The sequence below is a fragment of the Aquirufa sp. genome (assembly GCF_044377215.1).
GTDB lineage: Bacteria > Bacteroidota > Bacteroidia > Cytophagales > Spirosomataceae > Aquirufa.
The window spans coordinates 1-21,209 of sequence record NZ_JBILJM010000022.1; the positions used below are offsets into that span (position 1 = coordinate 1).

The following is a 21,209-nucleotide window of genomic DNA, read 5'->3' on the forward strand; positions in this document are numbered from 1 at the left end:
CCCGTGCTGGCTGATGATCGTCAATAAATGCTTTAACACTTGAAAGCTTGAGATCGTAGGAGTACTTGATTTTTCTTGACATAAAAAAACACCCAATAAGTTGTCCAACTTTTTGGGTGCAGTTCAATTAGAGGCCTTTTTTTATGAATTATACAAAATAAAATAGCCTGGCAGAAGCCAGGCTATTTCGATCTATCATTCTCTCCTGAAAATTTAAGCGGTTAATTTACCTCTTAATGCTCTTGGGATTTCAATTGTTGCTACTGGGTTGGATAATGGATTTAAAATTTCACATCCTTCAACAACTAATTTGTTTACTTTAACTGTCTGACCTAAGTCTAAACCTGAAATATCAGCTGTAACAAAATCTGGAATATTGGACACTAAACCGCGTAAAGAAACTTTACGTAATTTTTGGACCATTTTACCTCCTTTGATTACACCTGGTGAGTTACCAACAATCTTGATTGGTACTTCGATTTTAATTGGCTTTTTAGAATCGATTTCTAAGAAGTCAACGTGTAAAATCATTTCATTCACTGGGTGAAATTGGGCATCTTGTAAGATGGCCCGGTGAATATCACCTTCAATGTTTAATTCTACTTCATATACGTCTGCAGAATATAATAATTCACGGAAAAGTATCATTGGTACAGCAAAGTGTACTTGCTCCTCACCACCGTAAAGAACACATGGAGCTAATGCTTCTAAGCGTAAATCTTTAGAACCTTTTGTTCCTAGTGTAGATCTCTTGTATCCTACAATTTCTAACTTTTTCATTTTGTTTTTGTTAGTGTTTTCAGTCTTTCGCACGTAGGCTATCCCCCGAAAACGGTTAAAATTAATATTTAATAAATAATGAACTGATAGATTCGTGATCACGGATACGACCGATTGCTTTAGCAAATAATTCAGCAACCGATAGCACCTTAATTTTTTCCGATACATTCTTTTGAGGAATGGTATCCGTTACCAATAATTCAGTCAAAACTGAGTTGTTGATATTATCATACGCTTTACCCGAAAGTACAGGATGGGTAACAACTGCACGTACTGAATTTGCACCCTTATCCATGATTAACTGAGCTGCTTTACATAATGTACCACCGGTATCAATTAAATCATCAACAAGAATGACGTCTGCACCTTTAACATCACCAATTAGTTGCATGGATGCAATTTCATTAGCCCGTTTCCGATGCTTATCGCAAATGACCATATCTGCATTAAAGAATTTGGCCATGTTGCGCGTACGAACTACACCACCCACATCGGGGGATGCAAATAAGATATTTTCTAAATTCAAAGATTTCAAATAGGGAACAAAGATGGCATTTCCCTCCAAGTGATCCACTGGAAAATCCATAAACCCTTGTATTTGACCGGCGTGTAGGTCAATCGTCATTAAACGATCTGCCCCAGCGGCGGTTAATAAATTACCTATCAACTTAGCACCAATTCCAACCCGTGGACGATCTTTACGATCTTGACGTGAATACCCAAAATATGGGATGACAGCGGTTACGTAATGGGCGGATGCCCTTCTAGCGGCATCTATCATCAATAATAATTCCATTAAATTATCCGCTGTAGGAAATGTCGACTGAATAATAAACACATCACAACCTCGCACAGACTCATCAAAACTAGGTGACATTTCACCATCTGAGAATTTTAAAGTAGTAACTGCACCCAAATCCTTTCCGTAAAATTTTGCAATATCCTTTGCCAAATAATTCGATGCAGATCCAGAAAATATTTTAACTGCGTTAATCGCTGCCATGTGTGTGTTAAAAAAGGGCTTAATTATAAAAATTAAGGCGCAAAATTAGTAATTCTGCGCCTTAAATCAAATCTATTTTACAGAAGCACGAATAATATTCAATGCACCACCTGCTTTGAACCATTCGATCTGTTGTTCATTATACGTATGATTTACAGCAAAGCTCTCCTTAGAGCCGTCACCATGCACTAATTCAATCGTTAATGGTTTACCCGGTGCAAATGTTTCTAAACCTAAAATGTTGATTGTATCATTTTCTTGAATCTTATCGTAATCTGATTCAGTAGAGAAAGTCAATCCCAACATCCCTTGTTTTTTCAAATTTGTTTCATGTATACGTGCAAATGATTTAACTAACACTGCACGGACTCCAAGGTGACGAGGCTCCATGGCAGCGTGTTCACGTGATGAACCTTCGCCATAATTTGTATCTCCTACAACAATAGTTCCTACACCTGCTGCCTTATAGGCGCGTTGGGTTGCTGGTACAGGCCCATATTCTCCAGTTAATTGATTTTTTACATTGTCAGTCTTCTCATTAAAGAAGTTAACTGCACCAATCAACATGTTATTAGAAATATTATCCAAGTGACCACGGTATTTTAACCAAGGACCTGCCATGGAGATATGATCTGTCGTACATTTTCCTTTGGCCTTGATCAATAATTTCAATCCTGTAATATCAGATCCTTCCCATGCTGAAAATGGGTCTAATAATTGTAAACGGTCTGAAGTAGGTGAAACTTTAACCTGAACTCCTGAACCATCCTCCGCCGGTGCCTGATATCCCGCATCCTCTACAGCAAATCCTTTTTGTGGTAGTTCATCCCCAAAAGGCGCATCTAATTTAACTTGTTCTCCTCTTTCATTCGTAAGGGAATCTGTTAATGGATTAAATGTTAAATCTCCAGCAATGGCTAAAGCCGTAACTATTTCTGGTGAAGCTACAAATGCAAATGTGTTTGGATTACCATCCGCACGTTTCGCGAAATTTCGATTAAATGAGTGAACGATAGTGTTCTTTTCGCCTTTTTCAGCACCTGGTCGCGCCCATTGACCAATACATGGTCCACAAGCATTGGAGAAAACGGTAGCACCAATGGAATTAAACATATCAATAAAACCGTCACGTTCAATTGTGTAACGCACTAATTCTGAGCCTGGCGTGATTGTAAATTGAGCTTTTGTTTTTAATCCTTTGGCAGCAACTTGTTTAGCTAGGGACGCAGCACGTGCGATATCTTCGTAAGATGAGTTGGTACATGAACCGATTAGGCCAACTTCTACTTTCGTAGGCCAACCATTTTTCACGGCCAATTCTTTCATTTTAGAAATTGGCGTAGCCAAATCTGGTGTGAATGGACCATTTACATGAGGTTCTAATGTATCTAAATTTATTTCGATTACTTGATCGAAGTATTTCTCAGGGTTTGCGTAAACTTCTGGATCAGCTGTTAAATGTTCGCGTACTTGATCAGCCATGGCAGCTACATCCGCACGACCCGTTGACTGTAAATAACGGGCCATTGAATTATCGTAACCAAAAGTGGATGTCGTTGCACCAATTTCAGCACCCATATTACATATAGTACCTTTACCCGTACATGACATGGAAGTTGCTCCTTCTCCGAAGTATTCAACTACACAGCCAGTACCACCTTTTACGGTTAAAATTCCTGCAACCTTTAAAATAACATCTTTGGGAGCGGTCCAACCATTTAATTTACCTGTCAACTTAACGCCAATTAATTTGGGGAATTTTAACTCCCAAGCTAATCCAGCCATCACGTCACATGCATCTGCACCACCAACACCGATAGCGATCATACCTAAACCACCCGCATTTACCGTGTGTGAGTCAGTACCAATCATCATTCCACCAGGGAAAGCATAATTCTCTAGAACTACTTGGTGAATAATTCCTGCACCTGGCTTCCAGAACCCAATGCCATATTTGTCAGAAACCGACGATAAGAAATCGTAAACTTCTTTATTTTTATCTACTGCAACAGCTAAATCGGATTTAGATGCCACTTTAGCTTCAATTAAATGATCACAATGCACAGTTGAAGGCACGGCCACTTGAGGACGACCTGCTTGCATAAATTGCAACAAAGCCATTTGAGCAGTTGCATCTTGCATAGCTACACGGTCTGGAGCGAAATCTACATACGAATTTCCACGTTCGTGTGCCGCAGAAGGAGTTCCCTCCCAAAGATGACTGTAAAGGATTTTTTCAGTTAATGTTAGCGGTTTTCCCGTTAATGCACGTGCAGCAGCAATGCTTGCAGGCATTTTATCGTAAACCGCTTTAATCATTTCAATGTCAAAGGCCATGTTAATTATTTTAAAATAAGAAATTGCTCGCAAAATTAATAGATTCAGAGCAAAATTGCCAATTTTGATTACTTGATTTGCTCTGTTTTATTTTTTATCAATATATTTCTATTTAGACAGATTTTCATTTAAAGTTTTTTTTTCGGAATTAACTAATTTTCTTCATTGGGACTTTTTATATCACGTCGAAGCATTATTTGTTGGGACAAATATTCAAGACTATCCTCTATTTACACCTTGCTTATATGTAGAAATCTATAGGTATAACCCAAATTCAATTGAGTAAAAAAAATAATATCATTATTTAGTTTTTTTTTAGTGCTTTGTCTCGAATTGTGTACAAATACATTTTAAGGTTCTATATTTGAAATCTTTTCTAAAAAACAACTTGTAAATAATATCTAATGGCAAAAAATTTGGTCATTGTTGAGTCCCCTGCTAAAGCAAAAACGATAGAAGGTTATTTGGGTAAAGATTTCATTGTTAAATCTTCCTTCGGTCATGTTCGGGATTTACCTACCAAAGGTGATAAAGCCATTGATATTGAGCACGATTTTCATCCTACATATGTTGTCTCCCCAGATAAAACAAAAGTAATATCTGAATTAAAAAGTCTGGCAAAATCATCTGATGAAGTATGGTTAGCGACTGACGACGACCGTGAGGGAGAAGCTATTTCATGGCATTTAAAAGAAGCTCTTAATTTAAAAGATAATACGAAACGTATCGTGTTTCGTGAAATCACGAAAAGTGCAATTCTTAAGGCAATTGAGCAGCCTCGTGAAATTGATATGGATTTAGTGAATGCCCAACAAGCGCGTCGTATTATGGACCGTTTAATTGGCTTTGAACTCTCTCCTGTATTGTGGTCCAAAGTTCAAAAAGGTCTTTCTGCAGGTCGCGTGCAATCAGTTGCCGTACGATTAATCGTAGATCGTGAGCGTGAAATTGAAAAACACGAAGCGGCTGCTTCTTTTAAGGTGGCTGCCCTATTTGATCTTCCGGGTAAAAAAGTATTAAAAGCTGAACTTTCTAAAGCATTTGCGACGGAAGGTGAAGCACTTGAATTTCTAAAAAAATGTGTTGGTGCGCAGTTTTCGATTAAAAATTTAGAGACAAAACCAGCGAAGAAAACACCAGCTCCGCCGTTTACCACATCCACTTTACAACAAGAAGCTTCGCGTAAATTGGGGTATGCTGTCGCGACAACCATGTCAATTGCGCAAAAATTATACGAATCAGGGCGAATTTCATATATGCGTACCGACTCAACCATGTTGTCTCAAGAAGCGCGTGATAAGGCAAAAGTAGCCATTGAGAATGCTTATGGTGCCCCATTTCATCATACGAGGCAATTCAAAACAAAATCTGACAGTGCTCAAGAGGCACACGAAGCGATTCGGCCTACAGATTTTGCGCTGAGTACTTTAAATGGAGATTCGCGTGAACGGAAGTTATATGAGTTAATATGGAAACGTGCCATTGCTTCTCAAATGTCGGATGCACTTTTAGAACGCACGACAGCACAAATTGAAATTTCAACCACGACCGAGATATTAGTTGCTCATGGTGAGGTTATCGCCTTTGAAGGTTTTTTAAAAGCCTATCTAGAAGGAAAAGATGATGAAGATGATGAGGAAAACAAGGATATGTTACCTCCTTTGTCCATTGGACAACTATTATCGCTTGATGAATTAAAAGCGCAAGAACGTTTTACGCGTCCAGCTCCTAGGTATACAGAGGCTAGTTTAGTAAAGGCCATGGAAGAAAAAGGAATTGGAAGGCCATCTACGTATGCTCCTACTATTTCCACAATTATTAAACGCGCCTATGTTGAGAAGGAGGATCGTGCAGGTCGAGAGCGTGCTTTTCAAACATGGACGTTAAAAGACGATGAAATTTCCGGTGTTAATGCGACCGAAATTGTAGGTACAGAGAAAGCTAAACTTTTTCCAACCCATATTGGAACGCTTGTCACCGACTTTTTAGTTGAAAATTTTCAGGATGTAGTCGATTTTACATTTACGGCTGAAATGGAAGATGAATTCGATAATGTTGCCAAAGGAAAGCTTCCTTGGGTGAAATTAATGAAGGATTTTTATGGCTCTTTTCATAAGACAATCGAAGACAGTAAATCTATCTCGCGCAGTTCAGTTGGTGGTGGCCGCGAATTAGGTGTAGATCCTGAATCTGGTAAAAAGATATCTGTGCGTTTAGGGAAATTTGGTCCTTTCGTTCAACTAGGTGAATCCGGAGATGAGGATAAACCTGTTTTTGCTAATCTAGCTAAAAGTCAATCCATTGCAACGCTATCTTTAGAACAAGCTATAGTGTTATTGGCACGCCCTAAACTACCTCGTGAAATTGGAATTTTGGATGATATGCCTGTCATTATTGGTGCAGGAAAATTAGGTCCTTACATTAAATATGATGGTAAATTTACTAGTTTGCCTGAACCAAATGATCCGTTTACCATTGTGTTAGATCAAGCTATTTTGGTCATGAAAGCCGCTCAAATTGCAGCTGAATCAGCTGGTTTAGGTTATTTTGAAGACCAATTAATTGAAACTGGTAAAGGCCGATTTGGTCCTTATGTCAAACATAATGGAAAGTATGTATCCCTTGGGAAGACAGATAATTTAGAATCATTAACTCAAGCGCGTGCTATTGAATTAATTATGGCTAAGCGTAATACAGAAGCTAATAAATTCATTAAAGAATTTCCAGAAAATGCGGCCATTAAAGTTGTTAATGGAATGTATGGACCTTATATTCAAATAGGTAAACGGAATGTTAAAATTCCTAAAGATCAAGATCCTGCTTCCCTTACTTTGGAAGATTGTATCGCTTTAGGTGACGCTGCTCCCGCACCTAAAAAGACAACGAGAAAAAAATAAGTACCTATGAGCCAAATTATTGATGGAAAGATGGTTGCCGAATCTATGAAATCGGCTATCGCTCAAGAAGTAAATGAATTAGTCGCTTCCGGTAAACGCCCCCCTCATTTAGTAGCTATTTTAGTTGGTGAAAATGGCGCATCTGAAACCTATGTAGCTAATAAAGTTAAGTCCTGTGGTGAGCTAGGCTTCGCTTCTACCCTACTACGATTTGACCCTACGATTACTGAAGCAGAATTATTGAAGGCTGTTCAAGATGTAAATGATAATCCAGAAATGGATGGTTTAATTGTTCAATTACCTTTGCCAAATCATATTAATCCTGATCGTGTGATGGAAACGATTCATCCGTCAAAAGACGTCGACGGTTTTCATCCAATCAATATAGGCCGAATGGCCAAAGGTTTACCGGCATACATCTCGGCTACTCCGCAAGGAGTTTTAGATTTGTTGGCCTATTACAACATTGAAACAGCAGGAAAACACTGTGTGGTTGTTGGCCGCAGCCAAATAGTCGGCTTACCTATGTCAATTTTAATGCAACGTAATCATCCACAAGGAAATTGTACGGTCACATTGACGCATTCAAGGACGGCTAATTTGGAGGAAATGTGCCAGCAAGCCGATATATTGATAGCGGCTTTAGGTAAACCTGAATTTATTAAGGCAGCGCACATTAAACCGGGTGCTGTAGTAATCGATGTGGGTTTGACACGTATTGTGGATACAAGTAAAAAATCTGGCTTTGCGCTAAAGGGAGATGTAGATTTTGATGAAGTATTTCCTCTATGCTCTTATATAACGCCCGTTCCGAAGGGTGTAGGTCCTATGACGATTGTGTCACTTATGAAAAATACACTTCTAGCTGCTAAAGGAGTTATTTATTCGAAGAATTAAGACTGGTATAAATAGCGATGGAAAACACCCAAAGGTAGTTTTTTATCGTATTGGTCATTTAAGTATAATTCGCCAGATTGAGCATTTTCAGGTACATTGAAAATGCCATTAACAAGGTTTTCTACTACGAGCGTTGAGAATCCCAATGAGTATACATTTGTCAGTAAAATATGTTCTTTAGGATCTAAAATCTCCTTTACAGAACGCAATAAATCATCTATCTGCTCTTCTAACACCCATTTCTCTCCTTCTGGACCACGGCCATAAGCCGGAGGATCTAGTAAAATTCCTTGGTAATGGTTACCCCTTCTTGCCTCTCTTTTGACAAATTTTAACGCATCTTCAGCCATCCATCGAATCGAATCAAGTTTTGAAACTTCCATATTTTCGCGTGCCCAAGATAAAACGGGTTTTACTGAATCTACATGGGTTACATCTGCACCCATTTGCCGACAAACTAAACTGGCTCCTCCTGTGTAGGCAAATAAATTTAAGAATTTAGGCTTGGGCGTAGTTAATTTGGGAATATTGGTGGCTAAAAACTCCCAATTGGATGCCTGCTCAGGAAACAGACCCACGTGCTTAAAAGATGAAAGACTAATTTTGAAATTTAATGCTAAATTCTTTGAATTATAGGGAATGAACCATTTATCGGGTACCCCTTTTTTTATATCCCAAACGCCCCGCTCATTACTTCCTTTTTCTTTTCTAAAGTGAGCATTTGCCTTTAAAGACCAAAATTCTTCGGATAATGATTTTGTCCAAAGTGCTTGTGGTTCGGGTCTTCGAACACAAAATTCACCAAACTGCTCAAGCTTTTCAAAATTTCCTGAATCAATTAATTCATAACTCTTACCCCAATATTCGGGTGTTTCAATGGTAATAGCAGCTTGTTTGTTTTCCAAAATTTAGGGATTGAATTGAATCTTATTGATAAAAAATACGTCTCTTTTTCCTTCTTCCGTATTACTAATGGATTGAGTACCATGTGCAATGAAATATGGACCGTACCAATAATTTAAATCTAGTTTTGATGATTTCCGAACGCGGTCAGATTCATTTTCTGTCTGTATGGTTAATATGCGCTCTTGTTCAACTGTTCCGGATTGGCTAATTATTTTACTAATTATTTGATTATCCTTACTGTATGAAAGTGTAACCTGATCGTCCAATACGGAAGTTTTGATTTTTTGAATTAACTTTTCTTCTTTGGCATCATTTAATGGAATTGAATGATCCCAAAGTACTTGGCCATTTTCATCAAGTTCAGCCACAATTGCGTGCGTGTAAACCCAACCATCAAACTGCTGATTACTACCATAAGAATTATACCCGCGATATCCCCATGGACTGTAATAGCTTGAAAAAGGTGAATACAAGCCATAGTAACCGTATCCCCAGCGATACGGATTATACAACATGCTCCATGGGGAATAAAAATTAGAAAAACCTCCCATGCCCATCATGCCAGGTCCATAGAGTCCCATGTTATTGTATCTATAATCAGGATAAAAAGCTTCCGCTACAACGATGTAATGATCTCCTTTTCGGATTACTTCATGCATCAGTAAGCGGTAATCAAGACGTAATTCCTCTCCTTTTGCAGCTTTTTCCTTTATTTTTTTGGCTTGTCTTTCCTGTTGCTTTGGACTAAGAAATTCAAAGAAATTCGTGAATTTGGTGAAGCTCTGAAAGTTTGTATGTTGTAATTCACCGTCAATAAATGATTGGAAATAAAATCCTTGCGAACTTGGTCCCTTAGAAGACCCAATCGTATTTTTATGTCCATAGGTGCCCACTACGATTTGCAATGAATCATTCATTTGACTTAGTTTCCCGTTCATCATCGCGAACTCCTCAGATGGTTTCATTTGGACAGAACCCAATAAGTTTCCATCTTCATCAAACGAACGAATAATTAGTTGATAATCCTTGGCCCGTTTTCCTACTGAATAAGTCACATTGACTTGCTGGAACGCAGTATCTAAGTCCATGGATTGTATTTCAGCATCCCCTTTCACAACCGATGGTAGGATTTGCGTTTTCTTTTCGTTCAAATTAGTGAAAAGTATCACGGCTTGACTATTGACGATTCCGCCAATAAATAAGGAGGAATTTAGGGCTTTGAAATTAGAGATTTCGATGCGGTCAACAGATATAATCTGGAATTTTTCAATTTTACCACTAGTCGTATTTACGCGAAAAATGATGTACGAATTACTTTTAAATCTACTAAATAATAAAAACAAGTATTTACCATCGAAGCTATGTGTTACAAAATCCTGAGATGCTTCTACTGTTGCATTATACGACCAAGACTGTACTAAACCCGTGTTGAATTTTCTAATATTGAACTCTTGCTTATTTAATTGGCTAATCAATACAACCCCTTGATCACCAATAGGAATCGTGAAATTCTCAATATTGCTATTGGCTTGAAGAACTTCGATGCGCTGGCCACAAATTAAATGGCTAGTAATTAAAAAGAGCAGGAGTAACTTTTTCATAATTTATTCAGCAAGGCTTAAAATAATGTCAAATTCTGCTTTGAGTACCGGAGTTACGGATAATCTAGATTGTTTGATTAACGCCAAATTACTCAAACGCTCATCGGATTTCATTGATTTTAACGTAACAGTTTTAGCTAATTTTTTAATTGGTATTAATTCAACAACTACCCAGCGGTCATCTTCGGTTGTAGGGTCTTGGTAAAATTCCTTGGATATTTCTGCTAAACCAACGACCTCAACTCCTTCATTTGAATGGTAAAAAAATACCCAGTCCCCCTTTTTCATCGCCTTCATATTATTTCGTGCCTGGTAATTTCGAACACCGTCCCAAACAGATTTCCCCTCTTTAACGAAATCATCCCACGAATATTTGAATGGTTCTGATTTAACTAACCAATAATTCATGATTACGGGAATTTAGGGAATTTTGAGAAATCAGGTTTGCGTTTTTCCAAAAAGGCATTTTTACCTTCTTTGGCTTCATCAGATAAGTAATACAATAACGTCGCATTTCCTGCTAATTCTTGAATACCTGCTTGGCCATCTAACTCCGCATTAAAGGCCGATTTTAACATACGAAGCGCTAACGGGCTCTTTTCTAATATTTTTTCACACCAAGCAACGGTCGTATTTTCTAACTCCTCTAATGGGACTACTTTATTAACCAATCCCATTTGTAATGCATCTTGTGCATCATATTGATCGCAAAGAAACCAGATTTCACGTGCTTTTTTTTGCCCTACAACCCGAGCTAAATAAGAAGCACCAAATCCACCATCAAATGAACCTACATTTGGTCCTGTCTGACCAAAACGAGCATTTTCAGCCGCAATGGACAAATCACAAATTACATGCAAGACATGTCCACCTCCAATGGCCCAACCAGCCACCATAGCTACAACAGGCTTTGGAATCGTACGAATTTGACGTTGTAAGTCTAATACGTTTAAGCGAGGAACATAATCTTCGCCAACATACCCTCCCTCACCGCGTACGCTTTGATCACCACCCGAACAAAAGGCTTTACCGCCTTCTCCCGTTAAAATTATAACCCCGATTGACGTGTCTTGTCTAGCCAATTCCATTGCCTCAGACATCTCTTGAACGGTCAGCGGAGTAAATGCATTATGCTTGTGTGGGCGATTAATGGATATTTTAGCAATTCCGTTGTATTGCTGAAACAAAATTTCTTTGTACTCTCTTATTGGTTTCCACGGAAAATTAGAAATCATCATGTTGTTTGGTTTCTTCGTTATATGTTACATCCCACGTGTGGTCTGCAAGTAAAATTACCTTGGCTAGATAGCGACTATATTTAAACGAGCGACCCCACTCATGTGGAGCGACTAAAGATAATAAATCACTGCCATCCTCTTTTTCGTACATATAATACGTTTCACTAATAATAGGCTCAAAACCCATTGCAGTGTCATATATACGTTCTGAAATTTCTTTTCGATCGGCAATCATTTTGGCTTGTTTTGCCAAAACTTCCATTTGCTCGTAAAGCTGATTCATTTGTCGGTCCGTCTGCTGACGCATCGCTTGAATAGATCTCCCTTTTGTTTTGCCTATATCTTCCGGTTTAATTACAGCTCCTCCTGCCGTGTGCGCGTAGGGAAGTAAGCCCGGATTTTGGGCAACTTTATCTGGATTAATGGGATTTACAAATGGATCTTCGCTCATGTACATAAGGTTAAACTGATTAACCTTTTATTAACTCACGAAATTAGAGAATGTTTGGCTATTTTTGGAATGATTTAATGTTTTATGCTTCTTTTCTCTCCGAGTGCTTTAGAATATCCCATACCTGCTACTGAATTTGAGAAGCAGGTTTTTGACTTTTGTCAAAAATGGAAAAAGGGACAAGCATATTTTCATTTTATGACGTCCGGCTCAACCGGTTCCCCAAAACCAATTCAAATCTCTCGAGAAGCCATGATTGCCTCAGCAAAGGTGACTGGTGAATGGTTACAATTAAAGCCAAATGATGTGGCTCTTGTGTGTCTACCGATACATTATATCGCTGGATCTATGGTTTTAGTCAGGGCATTGGAATTGAATTTACAACTACTTTTAATAGAGCCATGTATTAATCCGCTCAAGGATTTACTGCCAATTTCTATCCAACTTGCCTCTTTTGTTCCAAATCAATGGTATGCTATTTTAAATGATGGTATTGATTTGCCAACCTATTTTTCAAAAGCAAAGGCAGTGCTGCTCGGAGGAGCTGCTTTAAATCCCACGATTATTTCGCAAACCAATTTCCAATTTCCAATATTTGCAACATATGGAATGACAGAAACCGTTTCGCATGTGGCTTATCAAATGCTTAGCCCTACTCCTTCTACTTGTTATAAAATTTTACCATATATAGATTTTGAAGTTGGCGTAAATAACTGTGCCCGCTTCAAGGGAGCTGTGACGGGCCAACAATGGGTTCAAACAAACGATATCGTTGAACAAATTGATTCGTGTCATTTTAAGGTACTCGGACGTGCAGATCGTGTCATTAATTCGGCTGGGCGTAAAATTCAAGCGGAAAAGGTCGAGCAAGAAATAGCGTCCTTATTTTCTGAGCGTTCAATTTTTATCAGCGGTGTACCCAATGAAGTTGTAGGTCAAAAAGCAGTACTATTTATTGAAGGATTGGGTTTGGTTGATGAAAGTTTGGTGAATCAAAAATCACTTCCGGCATTGCAATCATGGGAAATTCCAAAGCAGGTTGTCTATCTGCCTAAATTTGAAACTACGGAATCCGGTAAAATCGACCGACTAAAATCCGTAGCTTTGTACCTTAATTCGTAAAAATGAACCCAGCCAAATTAGAAAAGAAGTTTCAGTTGTTTTATGAAAGTCCAAACAACGTACCTCCACCCTATCATTTAGAGGCGGCGTTTGAGTTTACTGATTTTTTGTCGGATGCACCTACCCTTAAATTAACTATTCAATACATTGACCGAGATGACTTTTCGCGGGAAGAGTTGCTAGCCGAAGGTTTAAATACGGAAGATACATTTGTGTGGGAAGGATCTTTACCCACGGCGTGGCGTAATCGCTTAGAAGATTCGTTTCGATTATATAAATCAGGTTCCTGTGATCCACGTGATGAGGAGCCATTTATTACATTGGAAGCGGCTGATACTACAACGGCATTACCCGTTATATTGGAATTAGATGATACGCTTATTCAAGAATTCATGCAGGCTATTTTGGAAAATGCGGGGAAAGAAATGCCCTTATATTTGGGATTTCAATTTGCGGATGAAGATGGTTTATGGGTTCGTATTGAAGGCGAATTGTCATTCTATAATTTAAGTTTTAGGTATTCCAAAGATGCGAATGACTTAATTCGATTTACGGATGATTGGAAAGGTCTTCAAGAATTAATGGCTGTTTTATTTATAGGAGAATTTGTTTTTGAAAAAGGAGTTGAAGAATTGAAACCTAAAACTGAGTTTGCCATATATCCTGGCGATGGTAAATGGTATGTTGCGGGTGATACGTGGTTTAGACCATCAGGGAATAAAGGATATTTCGATTTGATTGAAGAAAAATTAAGAACATTGTTTACCATTTAATTGATGTACTATGGAACAACAAATTAATGCTATTTATGCGTTACAAAAATCTTCATTACAGCGTTTAAAAAATGCGAGTGCAGCTTCGCGTATTGAAAAATTACGATCTATCGAGACGTATATGCTTGCGCATAAACAATCTTTATTTGATGCGCTTTATGCTGATTTTAGAAAGCCGAGCTCCGAAGTAATAATCGCTGAGCTTTTAGGCGTTAAAAAAGAGATTAATTACATGATTAAGCATTTGAAATCATGGATGAAACCACAGAAAGTAGGCACGCCGCTTATGCTGATGGGGACTCAAGGGCAAATACAATTAGAGCCCAAAGGTATGTGTCTTATTATTGCCCCATGGAATTATCCGTTCAACTTAGCGATTAATCCCTTAGTTCATGCTATTGCGGCAGGGAATGCAATCATGCTAAAGCCTTCTGAAATGAGCGAGCATACGTCAGCATTTATAAATAAAATGATTACTGCCTTATTTGATTCATCGGAAGTAGCCGTATTTGAAGGAGATGCATCAGTGGCTAGTTATTTGTTGGAGCAGAAATTTGATCATATTTTTTTCACAGGTAGTCCTATGATTGGGAAAAAGGTAATGGAGGCGGCTTCCAAACATCTTTGCTCGGTGACATTGGAATTAGGTGGAAAATCACCTGCGATTGTTGACGAATCTGCCGATATTTCTTCTTCAGCTCAGAAAATTGCTTGGGGTAAGTTTTTAAATAACGGACAGACATGCATAGCTCCTGATTATTTATATGTGCATGAAAAAGTCAATTTTCAATTTTTACAGGCCTTAGAGCTTTCAATAGCTAGTTTTTATGGCACAGGAAGCGAAATTGCTACGAGTAAAGATTATGCGCGTATTGTAAACAAACGTCATTTTAATCGCATAAAACATTTAGTGGATGAAGCCGTTTTGCAAGGAGCTAAAATTTTGATTGGTGGAGATTTTGATGAATCCACTTGTTTTATGAGTCCTACGATCTTAACCAATTGTACGATTGATATGCAAATTATGCAGGAGGAAATTTTTGGACCAATATTACCTGTGATGACTTTTAAAAATGAAGTGGAAATTACAGGATACTTAAGTCGGGAAGAAAAGCCTTTGGCTCTTTATATATTTAGTCAAAATCAAATTTTCTCGGACTTTATCGTTCAAAACACTTCATCAGGTTCTTGCTTAATTAATGATTGTTTGATTCAATTTGGACATGATGAACTACCTTTTGGTGGTGTTAATAATTCAGGAATTGGCAAGTCGGGTGGAAAATTCGGATTTTTAGAATTTTCGCATGCTAAATCAGTTTTAGTCCAACGAACAAATTTGGTACGTTATTTTTATCCTCCATATACGGCGAAAAGAAAGTGGCTCATCGAACAAGTCTTGAAATGGTTTTAAGGTTTTTTGCCTTATTGATATTATGTATGTGTGGTCAATTAAGTTTGGCGCAGGTGAATTATTCCATACTAGATCAAAATCCTTTTTCGGTACGTCATCGTCAAATCCAACTTCAACGATTTCCTGTTCAAATCATATATCCTGAAGGGTTAGATTCACTTGCTCAGGTTACAGCGAACCAATTGGATCGATCGCTTTCAGCGGTTGGTCTTGGATTGTCCGCATCCTTACATCCGTGGAAAATTGTCCTGCAAAATCAAGGAATGGTTTCCAACGGTTTTGTTTCATTAGCTGCTCCAAGAGCTGAATATTTTATGCTTCCTCCACAGGATCCAAGTTTGCTTGGGACGAACGATTGGATTAGTTTGTTAGCTGCGCATGAATCTCGGCATATGTTTCAAAATGAAATTGGACGTACCGGTCTTGCCAAATGGATGTACTATTTGTGGGGTAATAATGGTCAGATGGCATACACTAATTTGCTGATTCCTAATTGGCTTTGGGAAGGTGATGCGGTGGAGACAGAGACGCGCGTTACTGGTTTCGGCCGCAGTGTAATTCCTCAATTTCAAATGCCTTTAAGGGCCTATTTAGATTCTTTTGGTGCGCCAAGCTATGCTAAATTAATGGGACGTTCGTTTCGAGAATATGTTCCGAATCATTATGTTTTTGGTCAAAAATTTTCACATCTTTTACAACAGCGTTACGGCCAGGATGTAATTGGGCGCATTTGGCAACAAACTTTAAATACACCCATTCCCTTCTCGTTTTCAAGATCTGTAAAAAAAATAACGGGTAAATCGGTAGATAATTTTGCTAAAGAAATACTAAGTACCACATCTGTCATTAAAAAAATCAAGCTAAAGCAAAAAGGATTTACAAATTATTTTTATCCAAATCCAGTTAATGATTCAACTTTTGTAGCCATAAAAAATGGATTTGATGCGAATATCCAATTGGTTTTGCGGACACCTAATTCGGAGAAAAGACTCGTATTCATTGGTCCTTATTTTGAAAATGCAATGTTGGCAGCTTCTTCAAACTACGTCATTTGGTCGGAATATGTCTTTAACCCAAGATGGGGCCAAAAGAATCAAACCGTTTTTTATTTATATGACTTGGTGAATCATAAACGAATAAAATGGGGGTCACTTGGTCAAGCAACTAACCCAAGTATTTCTGCTGATTCAAAATACATTGGGGCATTAGTGTATCGTTTGTCAGGTGCGTCAACGTTACAAGTTATAGATCGAATTTCTAAACAAGTAGTTTCTCAATTAGTCGCCAAACCAGGGGAACAGTTTGTTCAGCCTCGTTTGCAAGGAGAATCTGATTATGTATTTATCAAGAAAAAAGGCCAGTCCAAATCAATTATAGTATGGAATTGGAAAGAAAATATCGTGCGCGATTCTATTCAATTAGGGCCTATTAATGCGTCTCACCCCTATTTAGCGGGTGAAAATATCTACATTAATTTACCCGTTGATGGTGTAGATCAGATCGTAGGCATTGATTTAAAATCTAAACAGGCCCGAGTTCTCACAGATGAAAAGTATGGTGCCTATTTCGGAATTCCCGTGGGCAATAAATTAGTTTATTCGAATTACACCGCGACTGGACATGCTGTTGTTATGGGTGATTCGACAGCTAAAAAAACCGTTAATATTTCTTTTGCTCCCCTTCCAATTGTAACAGATACACTGAGTTCGTATGTCTCATCCTCTTACTCCAAGTGGAAGATTTTCAACCCATATGCTTGGGGGCCTTTGGTAAGTTCTCAGGGGAATAAACTAGATGTAGGCATTGTTAGTAAAGATGTTTTGAATAATCTGCAAGCGAGTTTTGGGTATCAATGGAATGCAAATGAACAAGTAGCAAATACGTTCGCACGTTTGTCTTATCAAGGTTTTTTTCCAGTTATTGATTTTAATTATGAATCGGGGAATCGTTTTTCTGAGTTGAATTTGCCTACGCCAACAAATCCAAATGCGGTGAGTTCGGATCAATGGAGTCAAACAAAATATTCGTTGGGTCTACGTATTCCACTTAATTTGACACATTCTGCATTTTTGGAATCTTTAGAGATAGGTTCAAAAATTGATTTTTTACAAGTTTCCGGATACGATTTAAAGAGGCGTTACATTACAGAAGCTTTTAATGGGACCTATACGTCAATAAATTATCATGTTTCCTATTCTAAAATGTTCAATCGAACTTACCGCGATTTACAATCAAAATGGGGTATTCAAGTTGTTGGCAGATTTAATTCAACTCCTTTTGCTCAGTCTCTGCAGGCTGAAATTTGGTCGATTCAATCAAAACTATTTTTTCCAGGATTTTTGAAACATCATGGATTGAGTTTACGAACGGGTTACCAACAAGAATCTAAGGGAAATTACCGATTTGGGAGTTATTTGAGTTTTCCTCGTGGCTATTCGTACGCTTCTTTCGATCAAATGTTTAGCTATAGTTTGGATTATCGATTCCCGTTGGCATCTACAGATTTTAACGTAGGTCGTTTTATTTATTTAAAGCGTATAAATGTGGATTTATTTGCTGATGGTGGCCAAGGACGTGTTATGCAAAAATCTAAATTGTTAGTTCGTGATTATCAATCCTTAGGTGTAGATTTGTCTTTCCAACTGCATTTAATGCGGTTTTCGCAAGAATTTGAACTTGGTGTTCGAGGTGTATATTTGCCACATACAAAAGAATTTGCATGGTTTCCTTTGGTACTCGATATCGGTTTTTAATCGTTATTTGTTCTTTTTGGCTTTATTCATGCGAACCATCGGCGGATCAGCGTGGTGAAATTATTCCGCCGAAATCAGCGTATAGTCAAACACAGCGTCCAAGTCTTGTTGTTTCTTACATGACGCAATTGCTTCGTGAAAATGAAAGTCCTCATTTGTATTATTTGCGCGCCAAAGCCTATTTTCAATTACGTGATTACGTGCATGCTGAAAATGATATTGAGCGTTCATTAGAGAAAAGTCCGGGTGATGTGGATTACTTGTTGTTGTCCTCTCAAATAAAATGTCAATTGGGTTGGTATTCTCAAGCTCTTGAGGAAGCCAAAGCGTTGGAATCTTCAGGAAATAATTCGCCAGCGCTATTTTTGGTATTAAGTGAAATATACGTGGCATCTAATTCAAAACGTGTTGCAGCGAATTATTTACAGCAAGCAGTTACACAAGGGATACCTGTTTTGGATAAATCATATAGTTCCTATTTACAGAATTTGGTTCGTGGGGATAGCTTGTTGGCCATGCAATCGATTCAACAAAAAGATTTGGTTCATCCCCAATTAAGCTCTGCTTATTTTAGATATCAATTGCCTCGTATGGCTCATTTATCGTATCAAAATTTAATTTTAACTGAACTTAAGAAGTATCCATTTGATCCGTATCTCTTATTAAATTGGGCGCGTTTTTTAAGTCAAATTGGCCAATATGAACGAGCTGAGAAGGTTTATCTCCACCTTTTGCCCCTTTTGCCGAAAAATCCATTTGTTGTGTTGGAGCTCGGACAATTCTATGTTCGTATTGGAAATAATAAAAAAGCGCTTGTTTATTTAAGTCAGGTACCCAGGCAATCTGGGGGTTACCGAGATGCCTTGTTCAATCAAGCGTTAGCTTATTTGAATATGGGTGAAAAATCACGCAGTTTGGTTGTTTTAGATTCAGGCCGACTTCTATTTAAGGCTGATGTTAGATTTATGCAAATGCGTGACAGACTGCTTGGTAAGCGATTAGATAGCATGCAACTTGTTGTGGATTCTACCGCACAAAAAAGCGATTAACAGCTGTTAAGATTGCGGCTTAATTTGTACCTTTGCAAAAATTTTTTCTATGATTAAGATATCTTTTCCTGACGGTCAGGTTCGTGAGTTTGAACAAGGAATCACTCCTATGGATGTGGCATTGTCCATTTCAGAAGGTTTGGCTCGTAATGTATTAGCAGCAAAATTAGATGGTGAAGTTGTGGATGCAAATGCTGCTATTTCAGGCGATGCTACCTTACAATTGTTGACCTGGAATGACACGGAAGGTAAAAAGACATTTTGGCATTCATCTGCTCACTTAATGGCAGAGGCAATTGAGGCGCTATATCCTGGAACTAAATTTGGTATTGGGCCAGCGATTGAGAATGGTTTTTATTATGATATCGATTTAGGTGATCAAGAATTTGGATCGGATGATTTTAAAGCTATTGAGGATAAGATGGTGGAGTTGGCACGTCAAAAGAGTGCTTATGCGCGCAAATCGGTAGCTAAGGCGGATGCTATTGCCTACTTTAAGGAGAAGAATGATGAATATAAATTAGAGTTGCTTGAAGGTTTAGAGGATGGTAAAATCACTTTTTATACTCAAGGTAACTTTACAGATTTATGTCGCGGGCCACACATTCCATCGACTGGATTTATTAAGTCGGTGAAGTTATTAAGTGTGGCTGGTGCATATTGGCGGGGAGATGAAAAGCGCAAGCAGATGACGCGTATTTATGCCATTACGTTTCCTAAGGCAAAGGAGTTGGAGGATTATTTATTCTTATTGGAAGAAGCGAAGCGTCGGGATCACCGGAAATTGGGTAAAGAATTAGAATTGTTTGCGTTTTCGGAGAAAGTGGGTATGGGATTACCTTTGTGGTTACCTAAAGGCACTATTTTACGCGAGCGTTTAGAAAATTTCTTAAAGCGTGCACAGGTTCGTGCGGGTTATTCCCCAGTAGTGACGCCTCATATTGCAAGTAAAGAATTGTATGTTACTTCGGGTCATTATGCGAAATATGGAAAGGATTCATTTCAGCCAATTCGTACACCAGATGAGAATGAAGAATACTTATTAAAGCCAATGAATTGCCCGCATCATTGCGAGATATACAAGACAAAGCCTCGATCGTATAAGGATTTGCCTTTGCGTTTAGCTGAGTTTGGAACCGTTTACCGGTATGAGCAATCGGGTGAATTACATGGGTTAACGCGTGTGCGTGGCTTTACGCAGGATGATGCCCATATATTTTGTCGGCCAGACCAAGTCGAGGAAGAGTTTATGAAGGTTATCGACCTTGTTTTATATGTGTTTAAAGCGCTTGGCTTTTCTGAATATTCAGCTCAAGTATCACTACGTGATCGTGAGAATCGCGAGAAATACATTGGAAATGATGAAGATTGGGATCGTGCTGAAAACGCAATTATTCATTCGGCAGCTGAGAAAGGTTTACCTACGGAGGTGGTTTATGGGGAGGCTGCGTTTTATGGCCCAAAACTAGATTTCATGGTGCGTGATGCATTAGGTCGTAAATGGCAGTTGGGTACTATTCAAGTTGATTATCAATTACCTCAACGTTTTGAATTAGAATTTACGGGTTCTGATAACTTGAAGCATCGTCCGGTTATGATTCACCGGGCACCTTTCGGTTCTTTGGAGCGATTTATTGCAATTTTGATTGAGAATACGGCGGGTAATTTCCCATTGTGGCTTTCGCCTGATCAGTTAGCAGTTTTGCCTATTTCAGAGAAGTATGAAGATTATGCCAATGAAATTTATTTACGTCTCCAAGAAGGAGATTTACGTGGGTATGTAGATCATCGGAATGAAAAAATGGGACGTAAGATTCGGGATGCAGAAGTTGGTAAAGTGCCATTTATGATCATTGTGGGAGAAAAAGAGCAGGCAGATGGGATGGTTAGTATTCGCAAAAAAGGAGAAGGTGATTTAGGCATGATGACCTTGGATGCGTTTATGGCATTGGCTGGGGAAGAAATAAACCAACAATCTTATTCGAATTAGA

General features: G+C 38.4%; 16 protein-coding genes. 8 read left to right on the forward strand and 8 right to left on the reverse strand.

Annotated features, from left to right (window positions below):
• Window positions 1–213: 213 nt before the first annotated feature.
• From ACIQ6T_RS07780 to ACIQ6T_RS07790, 3 genes are all read right to left on the reverse strand, one after another.
• The gene (locus tag ACIQ6T_RS07780; RefSeq protein WP_395785332.1) at window positions 214–780 is read right to left on the reverse strand and encodes a 50S ribosomal protein L25/general stress protein Ctc; all 567 of its coding nucleotides are present in this window, start codon (window positions 778–780) and stop codon (window positions 214–216) included.
• A 61-nt stretch (window positions 781–841) separates the two neighbouring features.
• Window positions 842–1,783, reverse strand: a complete 942-nt coding sequence (locus ACIQ6T_RS07785; protein ID WP_395785333.1) for a ribose-phosphate pyrophosphokinase — start codon at window positions 1,781–1,783, stop codon at window positions 842–844.
• Between the two features lie 72 nt (window positions 1,784–1,855).
• Window positions 1,856–4,120, reverse strand: a complete 2,265-nt coding sequence (locus ACIQ6T_RS07790; RefSeq protein WP_395785334.1) for an aconitate hydratase — start codon at window positions 4,118–4,120, stop codon at window positions 1,856–1,858.
• A gap of 404 nt (window positions 4,121–4,524) precedes the next feature.
• Between ACIQ6T_RS07790 and topA the strand changes: the two genes are divergently transcribed.
• Together topA and ACIQ6T_RS07800 are read left to right on the forward strand one after the other, a co-directional pair.
• Window positions 4,525–7,017: a type I DNA topoisomerase gene (topA, locus tag ACIQ6T_RS07795; RefSeq protein ID WP_395785335.1), complete on the forward strand. Its 2,493-nt coding sequence runs from the start codon at window positions 4,525–4,527 to the stop codon at window positions 7,015–7,017.
• A gap of 6 nt (window positions 7,018–7,023) precedes the next feature.
• A complete protein-coding gene (locus tag ACIQ6T_RS07800) occupies window positions 7,024–7,914 on the forward strand; it encodes a bifunctional 5,10-methylenetetrahydrofolate dehydrogenase/5,10-methenyltetrahydrofolate cyclohydrolase (protein ID WP_395785336.1) in 891 nt (296 codons plus the stop codon).
• Here the strand turns inward: ACIQ6T_RS07800 and ACIQ6T_RS07805 are convergent.
• The 5 genes from ACIQ6T_RS07805 to ACIQ6T_RS07825 are packed head-to-tail and all read right to left on the reverse strand — an operon-like array spanning window position 7,911 to window position 12,110.
• Entirely contained in the window at window positions 7,911–8,819 is a 909-nt protein-coding gene (locus ACIQ6T_RS07805; RefSeq protein ID WP_395785337.1) for a class I SAM-dependent methyltransferase, read from the reverse strand. The two genes, ACIQ6T_RS07800 and ACIQ6T_RS07805, sit on opposite strands and share 4 nt — an antisense overlap.
• Window positions 8,820–8,822: 3 nt before the next feature.
• Window positions 8,823–10,421, reverse strand: coding sequence for a hypothetical protein (locus ACIQ6T_RS07810; RefSeq protein ID WP_395785338.1), 1,599 nt, complete (start codon window positions 10,419–10,421; stop codon window positions 8,823–8,825).
• A gap of 3 nt (window positions 10,422–10,424) precedes the next feature.
• The gene (locus tag ACIQ6T_RS07815) at window positions 10,425–10,829 is read right to left on the reverse strand and encodes an EVE domain-containing protein (RefSeq protein ID WP_395785339.1); all 405 of its coding nucleotides are present in this window, start codon (window positions 10,827–10,829) and stop codon (window positions 10,425–10,427) included.
• 2 nt (window positions 10,830–10,831) lie between these two features.
• Entirely contained in the window at window positions 10,832–11,656 is an 825-nt protein-coding gene (gene menB, locus ACIQ6T_RS07820) for a 1,4-dihydroxy-2-naphthoyl-CoA synthase (protein WP_395785363.1), read from the reverse strand.
• On the reverse strand, window positions 11,646–12,110 hold the full coding sequence (locus tag ACIQ6T_RS07825; RefSeq protein ID WP_395785340.1) for a DUF2452 domain-containing protein: 465 nt from the start codon (window positions 12,108–12,110) through the stop codon (window positions 11,646–11,648). Before ACIQ6T_RS07825 ends, menB begins: the two co-directional genes overlap by 11 nt.
• Before the next feature lie 84 nt (window positions 12,111–12,194).
• Between ACIQ6T_RS07825 and ACIQ6T_RS07830 the strand changes: the two genes are divergently transcribed.
• From ACIQ6T_RS07830 to thrS, 6 genes are read left to right on the forward strand one after another with little or no spacing between them, the layout of a single operon-like run.
• Window positions 12,195–13,232 carry an AMP-binding protein gene (locus ACIQ6T_RS07830; protein ID WP_395785341.1) on the forward strand — a complete coding sequence of 346 codons (1,038 nt, stop codon included), beginning with the start codon at window positions 12,195–12,197 and terminating at the stop codon, window positions 13,230–13,232.
• 2 nt (window positions 13,233–13,234) lie between these two features.
• Window positions 13,235–14,005, forward strand: a complete 771-nt coding sequence (locus ACIQ6T_RS07835; protein WP_395785342.1) for a hypothetical protein — start codon at window positions 13,235–13,237, stop codon at window positions 14,003–14,005.
• A gap of 10 nt (window positions 14,006–14,015) precedes the next feature.
• Complete coding sequence (locus ACIQ6T_RS07840; protein WP_395785343.1) at window positions 14,016–15,416, forward strand: aldehyde dehydrogenase family protein; 1,401 nt, start codon at window positions 14,016–14,018, stop codon at window positions 15,414–15,416.
• Window positions 15,417–15,442: 26 nt separating this feature from the next.
• Window positions 15,443–18,169: a hypothetical protein gene (locus ACIQ6T_RS07845; protein ID WP_395785344.1), complete on the forward strand. Its 2,727-nt coding sequence runs from the start codon at window positions 15,443–15,445 to the stop codon at window positions 18,167–18,169.
• Window positions 18,136–19,218, forward strand: a complete 1,083-nt coding sequence (locus ACIQ6T_RS07850) for a hypothetical protein (protein WP_395785345.1) — start codon at window positions 18,136–18,138, stop codon at window positions 19,216–19,218. Before ACIQ6T_RS07845 ends, ACIQ6T_RS07850 begins: the two co-directional genes overlap by 34 nt.
• A 49-nt stretch (window positions 19,219–19,267) precedes the next feature.
• Window positions 19,268–21,208, forward strand: coding sequence for a threonine--tRNA ligase (thrS, locus tag ACIQ6T_RS07855; RefSeq protein WP_395785346.1), 1,941 nt, complete (start codon window positions 19,268–19,270; stop codon window positions 21,206–21,208).
• Window position 21,209 lies beyond the last annotated feature (1 nt).

Excerpts from the sequence above, each read along its gene's own strand:
- ACIQ6T_RS07780 (WP_395785332.1), bottom strand. The coding sequence starts at position 780 with ATGAAAAAGTTAGAAATTGTAGGATACAAGAGATCTACACTAGGAACA.
- ACIQ6T_RS07785 (WP_395785333.1), bottom strand. The coding sequence starts at position 1,783 with ATGGCAGCGATTAACGCAGTTAAAATATTTTCTGGATCTGCATCGAAT.
- ACIQ6T_RS07790 (WP_395785334.1), bottom strand. The coding sequence starts at position 4,120 with ATGGCCTTTGACATTGAAATGATTAAAGCGGTTTACGATAAAATGCCT.
- topA (WP_395785335.1), top strand. The coding sequence starts at position 4,525 with ATGGCAAAAAATTTGGTCATTGTTGAGTCCCCTGCTAAAGCAAAAACG.
- ACIQ6T_RS07800 (WP_395785336.1), top strand. The coding sequence starts at position 7,024 with ATGAGCCAAATTATTGATGGAAAGATGGTTGCCGAATCTATGAAATCG.
- ACIQ6T_RS07810 (WP_395785338.1), bottom strand. The coding sequence starts at position 10,421 with ATGAAAAAGTTACTCCTGCTCTTTTTAATTACTAGCCATTTAATTTGT.
- ACIQ6T_RS07815 (WP_395785339.1), bottom strand. The coding sequence starts at position 10,829 with ATGAATTATTGGTTAGTTAAATCAGAACCATTCAAATATTCGTGGGAT.
- menB (WP_395785363.1), bottom strand. The coding sequence starts at position 11,656 with ATGATTTCTAATTTTCCGTGGAAACCAATAAGAGAGTACAAAGAAATT.
- ACIQ6T_RS07825 (WP_395785340.1), bottom strand. The coding sequence starts at position 12,110 with ATGAGCGAAGATCCATTTGTAAATCCCATTAATCCAGATAAAGTTGCC.
- ACIQ6T_RS07830 (WP_395785341.1), top strand. The coding sequence starts at position 12,195 with ATGCTTCTTTTCTCTCCGAGTGCTTTAGAATATCCCATACCTGCTACT.
- ACIQ6T_RS07835 (WP_395785342.1), top strand. The coding sequence starts at position 13,235 with ATGAACCCAGCCAAATTAGAAAAGAAGTTTCAGTTGTTTTATGAAAGT.
- ACIQ6T_RS07840 (WP_395785343.1), top strand. The coding sequence starts at position 14,016 with ATGGAACAACAAATTAATGCTATTTATGCGTTACAAAAATCTTCATTA.
- ACIQ6T_RS07845 (WP_395785344.1), top strand. The coding sequence starts at position 15,443 with ATGTGTGGTCAATTAAGTTTGGCGCAGGTGAATTATTCCATACTAGAT.
- ACIQ6T_RS07850 (WP_395785345.1), top strand. The coding sequence starts at position 18,136 with ATGGTTTCCTTTGGTACTCGATATCGGTTTTTAATCGTTATTTGTTCT.
- thrS (WP_395785346.1), top strand. The coding sequence starts at position 19,268 with ATGATTAAGATATCTTTTCCTGACGGTCAGGTTCGTGAGTTTGAACAA.